This window comes from Flavobacterium sp. (assembly GCF_013823965.1).
Classification (GTDB): Bacteria; Bacteroidota; Bacteroidia; order Flavobacteriales; family Flavobacteriaceae; genus Flavobacterium.
In genome coordinates this window covers 71,876-79,110 of sequence record NZ_PNNA01000005.1, presented here as the reverse complement: position 1 = coordinate 79,110, position 7,235 = coordinate 71,876, and the positions used below count along the sequence as shown (strand labels likewise).

Here is a 7,235-nt window from a genome sequence, read left to right as displayed (position 1 = left end):
TCCTTTGGCACGGGTTACTTCTGCCGCAAGATTGTTTGTTAACACATTGTCTCTGGAAACACGAGACAAGGTTTCTGTAGCCAAATCGGTAGCGATTGTATTTTCGGCAGCAGTGGCTCTGGCAGTTTCCACCGCCAAGGCATTCGATCCTGTTGCAGCAGTTGCATCAACATACGTTTTAACCGATCTTACTGAAGGATATTTTGTATCTGAAATTCCATCTGCCACAATACTCGTGCTTTTGTTTACCAAAACTTCTTTTGTTGCTTCGGCTGTTATAGCTCGTGTTGTTTCGGCGGCCAAATTAGTTGCTAGAGTTGCTTCGGCTACCGTAGCTCTTGAAGTTTCTTGGGCGATATCTATTAACAGATTAGCATCTGCAGTGGCGCGAGTGGTTATTTCGGCAGATAATTCTGTCGCGATGTTTTTTTCGGCAGCAATTGCCCGGGCAACTTCTTGCGACAAAGCATTGGCACCAGTTGTCATATTGTCATCGACATAATTCTTAACCGATTTTACGGTTGGGTATTTTACATCTGAATTTCCATCAACAATTACGCTTGAACTTTTATTTACCAAATCTTCTTTAGTCGCTTCGGCTCCAACCGCCCTGCTTATTTCCGTATTCAAATTGGTTTCTAATGTGCTTTCCGCATTTTTTGCTCTCGCCACTTCGGCAGCCAATGCAGCCGAACCAATTGATGCATTTGCATCGACATATGTTTTTACGGCTTTAACCGTTGGATATTTCTCATCCGAAATACCGTCAACCGTGACGTCAATACTTTTATTGACTAAATTTTCTTTTACATTTAGTGCTTGTTGGGTCGCGTTGCTTATTGGCTTATCCAAATCGCTGGTATTGTCCACGTTTTCAAGGCCAAGATTCGTCTTTGCACCTAAAACCGTAATGGCATTTGTTCCTCCATTTTCAATTGGAACGACGCCAGTAACGTTTTCGGCGTTTTTTGCAGAAAAAGCAAAAGGAACATAAGTGAGCAGTTGTTCACTAATATCAATGAAATTCAAGCATTGGCCATTAACATCCAATGCTACTTTCAAACTTTTTTTGTTGACATCCCAATAGATGTCCGAAAATTTTAAGGCGTAACCTGCCGTTTGTCTTCCGGAGCCAATAATCGTGTTGACCATACCAAATTCATCGGTTTTTATGTTTATGGTTTCTTGGTATTCCGTTTTAAAGGCAGCATCGATAATGGTGAATTGCAAGCAAATGTCTTTGTTTGCCAACGGAGCACTAACATTGTTCACCCCAGGCACTTTTTCGCCATTGGGATTTAATATGAGTGCTTGATAGGTTATCCCGTTTGTTTGAGAATAAATGGCAGATGAAACAAATAGAAGCAATAGTAAAGTTATCTTTTTCATAATTATTTATTGTTGATATTAAAATGAATACCGAATAGAATTTGATTGGTGCTGAATGACAGTTTATCCGGGGAAACATTGAATGGATTCAAGCTTTTTGAAAAACTATATCCAAGGCTTAAATAGCCCAAGTCATTTAATTTATATCTCGTATGGGCGCCCATAAATGGTGAAATCAGCAATGCTGAAAATTCATCTTGCCCCATTACATCGTAAACAACTCCATCGACAGTTTGCTTGCCATAAATTATCGTGGAAAGGTTTATACCTCCATTTAACCGCAATTGAAAATTATTTGAAATTGGAAAATTAAAACTTAGGGCATTTTGAATACCAAGATATTTTGTTTCCCATTTATAACTATTTGCCGGAGAACCAGCCACGGCATTGTAATCATTCAATGTGACACTGACATCATAGACGATTTTTTGGTCTTTTAAAGGGCTTGAATATCCCATTTCATAACTGGAACCCGTGCCGCTTTGCAATGGCGTGGTCATGATGCCTTCTGAACTTTTAAAAGTAAACTTGGTAATGTTGCTCCCGGCCAAAAAATAGGCTTCTTGGGAAAATAACTGAAAAGACATCATCAGCATGACGAATAGTAGGTAGTTTTTAATCATTGTTTGATAATTTTAGTGTAATAATTGAGGTTGTTCGTGTATAGTCGCACTAGATATTCAGAAGTGGGCAATCTTCCTAAATCAATAGTCAAAATAGTATTGTCGATTTTTTTCTTTTGTTCATGAACCAGACGTCCCAATATGTCAAAAATTGATACGGTGATGTCATCCGTAACCGGTTTTGAAAATTGAAAATTAATAGTTTGCGTGAATGGGTTGGGATAGGCTATCGCGTTGATTCCTTCGACGGCATCAATTTTGTTGGATGCGATGTATTTAGCCCACAAACTTTGCTGATAACCTTGAATGACAACATAGTCTTTGTTCGTTGAACTTCCTGTTATACCTTGCTGGCCCACAGTTTGTTTCACAAGTAAACCATTGGTCGTTTTAGTGGACAAACCCTGGGATGAGAGCATTTGATGGTGTAATGTTTGCCCGTGAAAAGTTATTGTAAAAAGCAATAATAGGTACTTCATATCTTTTTTTTTGCAAGAGTAACTTTTTAATTGTGCCGTTCATCGATTGACAGTTCCAATGGCCATAAATTATAATTTTCAATAACAAGTTTTCGGTTTTTAGTAAGTCTGATTTTGCTGAAACCATTTTTTTAGAAATAAAAAAAACGACGGCAACAGCAGCAATATTAAGCCATGAAGAAAATATTTTAACTTATCGGTAAGCTGCTGATAGAACTATTTGCTTTAAAGTACTATTGCAAATAATAAGTATTTGGGACTTATGTTTTCAACTATTTGCAATATGGTCCTTGCTAAAAAACATCTAATAATTTTATAATGATATTAAATCTAATTGTTCTAATCACGGGATTAATAGGCTTTGCCACTGTAGGATTAATTTTAAAAAACAATAAACTTAACAGTGCGATGAATGTTTATATTATTTTAATAATCATAACCGTTTCGATTCGTTATTTTTTAATGGGTTTGGTACATTTTACGGAAGACGAATCATTCAAGTCCTTTTGCTCGAGATATTCCAATTTTGCCTTGATAATAATTCCTCTTTTTTATTTGTATTTCAAAAAATTATCCGACACTGATAAAAGATTCCAAAAGAAAGAATTGCTTCATTTTATATTTCCGGTATCCTTTTTTATTTTCATACTGTATCTTAACTCATTAAAAATCAACAACGAAAGAACAATTTATGTACTAGGCGCAATATTTTTTCTTTATGCGGTCTATTACACCATTGGTTATTACAAGCTATTGAAGCGAAATATTTGGCAGGAAAACAATACAATCAAAGTAGTCAAGAAACAAAATGTATTGAACAAAAAATGGACATATTTTCTGTTTTTTGCAATTCTATTTTTGGCAGTCCGCCTTATTGGATCCTTGTTTTTAGAAATTAATTTTGGTCGCAACATAAAAGGCTTTAGTTATCAATGGATTTCGGCCTTAATTTGGCTTATCGTTTTATTCAAAATATTATCTTCTCCAGAGATACTTTATGGATATGACATGCTCCACAAAAAAATTGATGAAAACAGGAATAGAAACTTATTTTTAAATTCCGTTTGGAACATAAATCCAAAAATTCAAATAAATAATGCGCAACACCTTCAATTAAAAGAAAAAATTGCACCTCTTGTTTTGACCTACATGGAATCAATTGAAAAAATCTCAATGACTGACAAAATATTTAGGGACCCAACGATAACAATGACAGATTTAGCCAATAAGTTGAATGCGCCCAAAAGTCATATTTCCTATTTATTTAAATACCATTCGACTATTTCATTTTCTGAATACAAGAAAGTGATTCGAATTCAAGATGCAATTACCCTCATAGAAGAAGACTACCTGAAAGAGAATACGTTGGATTATTTATCCAAAAAAGTTGGATTTCCTTCATACAATACGTTTTTTACCAGTTTCAAGGAAATTTCAGGCTCTTCGCCAAATGAATTTTGCAAGAGCGATAAAAGAGCGATTTAATCCAACAAAAAAAGGTTCAACATTGCCGTTGAACCTTTTTTTTTCCAGAAATATGCATACCCTTATTTCTTGTAATATTTTCTATATTTTGGATACGTGATAGCCCCCAACAAAGTGATTGCTCCGAGTGACTGCCATATCCAGCTCAATGAATGGGCTTCGCCACTGGCATAAGAATGCAATCCAACCAAATGGAAATTCACGCCAAAATAAGTAAACAAGATGGATATGAATGCAAAAATACTCATCAGGTTAAAAAACCATTTCCCTCTCAAAGCAGGAACAAAACGAGCGTGAATCACAAAAGCATAAACCATGATGCTAATCAGTGCCCAAGTCTCTTTTGGATCCCAACCCCAGTAACGGCCCCAACTTTCGTTCGCCCATTGTCCGCCCAGGAAATTTCCAATGGTAAGCATTATCAAACCAATGGTTAACGCCATTTCGTTGATGTAGGATGTTTCTTTTATGTTCAATTCCATCTTTGCTTTGTTTTTTTCATTGGTAAACAAAATCAATAGCAGAGAAACAGTCCCTAAAATCATTCCCAGCGCAAATGGCCCGTAACTTGCCACGATAATCGCCACGTGAATCATTAACCAATATGAATTAAGAACGGGTTGCAAATTCCCTATTTCCGGGTCAATCCAGTTCATGTAGGCCGCCGACAATATCATCGCAGACACAAAAGCAGAAGAAGCCACGGTCAATTTGGATTTTCGGTCGAAAGCCAATCCGAAAAACATCGTTGCCCAAGCCACGTAAATTATCGATTCATAAGCATTGCTCCAAGGTGCGTGACCCGAAATGTACCAACGGGCAATCAAACCGATAGTGTGCAAGGCAAAAAGCAAACCGATGACAACGTGCATCGTATTGACCAAGACATTCAACGATTTTCTTTCCTTGAATATTTGCATGATGGTAAAAAAGAGCATCAATATCGATGCATACATGTACCAAAAAGGTAATTTTTGAAACACGTCATATTCGTTATACAGGATTTCTGAAGTGATTTTTTCTTCACTTGGTCGCACTTTACTTCCAAATTTTTTCTGGAACCCGTTGATGCTTTCCAATAATTCATCTGCTGGTTTGTAGTCATTGGTAGTCGATGCTTTTTCCAAAGCGCTAAAATACAACGGAAGAATATTTTGTGTGTAACTAGCTTCCATCCCTTTTAAGCCGGCATTTGACAATTCTGGATAAGAAACCCATTTGTTGTTGACATCATTGGGAATCGGGAAAATCTTCAAGATGCTTCCGCTCAAGGCCGCTTCCATCAAATTCACTTTTTTATCAGTTTCGATAAAATCCTTTTCAAATTGGTTTGGATTTGCACTTTTGTATGCCGCATCTAAATATGACGACAATTTATACGTACCCGTATTGTCAAAAAAGTCAATAAAGGAAGCAAATTTTTTATCGGCATCAATCCCGATAATCTTGCGAATACTGTCGTTTCCTTTTTTGATGTAAATCATCGGGATTTGAATCCAGATGTTTCCTCCTTGTGTCATGGACAAAAACACTTGATCGGAATTCATTCCTTTGTATGTGTTTTCATGGCTTACTTTTCGCAACAATTCTGAAGAGAAGGTGTTGATGGGTTTCATCCTGCCTCCCGCATCCTGAACAATCAGCCTTCCGAATCGGGCTGCATGTGCTTCGGGAACTTTTCGTTTTTCGATAATGGAATCCAATTGTTTATTGGACAAAAACTGGGCGCCGTGATTTTGGGCAAAAGCACCAAAACTCATAGACAGCACCAACAATGTCATTAACGCATTCTTTTTATTTTTCACGACATCCAATTTACGTTTCAAATCGGCAAAACGAGAATGTTTGGTAAACATAATCGCCATCAAGGCAAAGTATAACATAAAATAACCAAAATAAGTTGTCATTGTTCCCCAATAATCATGACTTACGGATAAAACAGTTCCTTTTTCATCTGGATCGAACGAGGATTGAAAAAATCGGTATCCATCATGGTCTAAAATATGATTCATGAATATTTTATAATCAAAAACTTCTGTTTTGTCTCGAACCGTAACCTGGCTTTCAAACGAAGAAAAACTTTTTTCGGTTCCTGGATATTTCTGGGCTATAAAATCATTCAACTTGATGCTGAAAGGCAAGGTGTACACTTTATTCCCGTAGTGAAAGGTGTAATCCAAGTTTCCAATTTTTATGGATTTTGGCTCACCTACCCTACCTTTTGTTCCTACCAACGTAATTGTTTTTTCTTGTCCCTCGGCGGTTAATTTTACAATTAAAGCATCACTGCCGCCTTTGGCCTTGAAATCATTATTAGACTCGTAACCAATAACTCCTTTGGTGGCGGGTTCCGGAAACACGAATCGCATGTCACCAATGGAATACAAAGAACGCATCATTAAAGGTTGCACAATATCTTTGGTTACTTTGCCTTGCAATTTGTCTGCCATTCGCATAAACTGTCCTTCAAATGGGGTTTGAATGGTTGAAATACTATCCGTCATGGTAATATTTATGGCTCCTGGCGTAAGTTTATTCAACGCAAAAAGCGTGTTGTGAATGTTTTGCACTTCTCCTTCTTTCAAGAAATGTTCTTCACGTCCACCTTCGCCGGCTTCGACTAATTTTAGATACAAACTTCCCTTGGCCTCCGGTTTGATGACTTCTTTGGCTCCCATGATGAAATTTTCATAATTCACTTCAAAATTGGTCTCATCAAACTTCTCCGAAATAGAAAAATTATTATTGGTAACAGGCGAAAGCAGTAACGGTTTTTCGAAAATCCTGCGTCTCATCTCTCCTTTATATTCGCCATCAACAAAAACCGTGAGGTACATTTTATCAGAATAAAATATGTTTTCGGTTTCTCCTTCGCGAATGGGCATCATTCCCTCGTAACTGATGTAACGCGTGATGAATGCTCCTGCAATTATGAATATAAAAGCCAAATGCAGCATAAGCGTTGCCCATTTTTCTTTTCTCAATAAATTATAGCGCTTGATGTTTCCCATAAAGTTTATCATGAAGACCAACATAATTCCCTCAAACCACCAGGCATTGTAAACCCAAATTCGGGCCGTGTCTGTATTGTATTTGCTTTCGATAAAAGTTCCGGTACCCATTGCTATTGCAAAAGTCAGGAAAAGGATGGCCATCAATCGGGTTGAAAATAAAAAAGAGATTAATTTATTGTTCATCTGTAAGAATTTACGTTTTTATAAAGTGTTACAAAAGTAAATAAAATTGTTGAGTTTCAGAT

At 36.8% G+C, this 7,235-nt stretch carries 5 protein-coding genes; 1 reads left to right on the top strand and 4 read right to left on the bottom strand.

Annotated elements, in window-relative coordinates; translation table 11 throughout:
• The 3 genes from C0430_RS00710 to C0430_RS00700 form a co-directional block, all read right to left on the bottom strand.
• On the bottom strand, positions 1 to 1,389 hold a 1,389-nt coding region (locus tag C0430_RS00710), incomplete at its 3' end, for a hypothetical protein (RefSeq protein ID WP_290864377.1).
• 2 nt (positions 1,390 to 1,391) lie between these two features.
• Positions 1,392 to 2,012 carry a hypothetical protein gene (locus tag C0430_RS00705; protein WP_290864376.1) on the bottom strand — a complete coding sequence of 207 codons (621 nt, stop codon included), beginning with the start codon at positions 2,010 to 2,012 and terminating at the stop codon, positions 1,392 to 1,394.
• Positions 2,009 to 2,491, bottom strand: a complete 483-nt coding sequence (locus C0430_RS00700; protein ID WP_290864374.1) for a T9SS type A sorting domain-containing protein — start codon at positions 2,489 to 2,491, stop codon at positions 2,009 to 2,011. The genes C0430_RS00705 and C0430_RS00700 overlap by 4 nt, the downstream gene beginning before the upstream one ends.
• Positions 2,492 to 2,809: 318 nt before the next feature.
• On the opposite strand from C0430_RS00700, the gene C0430_RS00695 reads away from it, so the two are divergent.
• Positions 2,810 to 3,976 (top strand): AraC family transcriptional regulator, encoded by a 1,167-nt coding sequence (locus tag C0430_RS00695; protein WP_290864372.1) that lies wholly within the window; start codon positions 2,810 to 2,812, stop codon positions 3,974 to 3,976.
• A gap of 62 nt (positions 3,977 to 4,038) precedes the next feature.
• On the opposite strand, the gene ccsA is transcribed toward C0430_RS00695, so the two are convergent.
• Positions 4,039 to 7,173, bottom strand: a complete 3,135-nt coding sequence (gene ccsA / locus C0430_RS00690; protein WP_290864370.1) for a cytochrome c biogenesis protein CcsA — start codon at positions 7,171 to 7,173, stop codon at positions 4,039 to 4,041.
• Positions 7,174 to 7,235 lie beyond the last annotated feature (62 nt).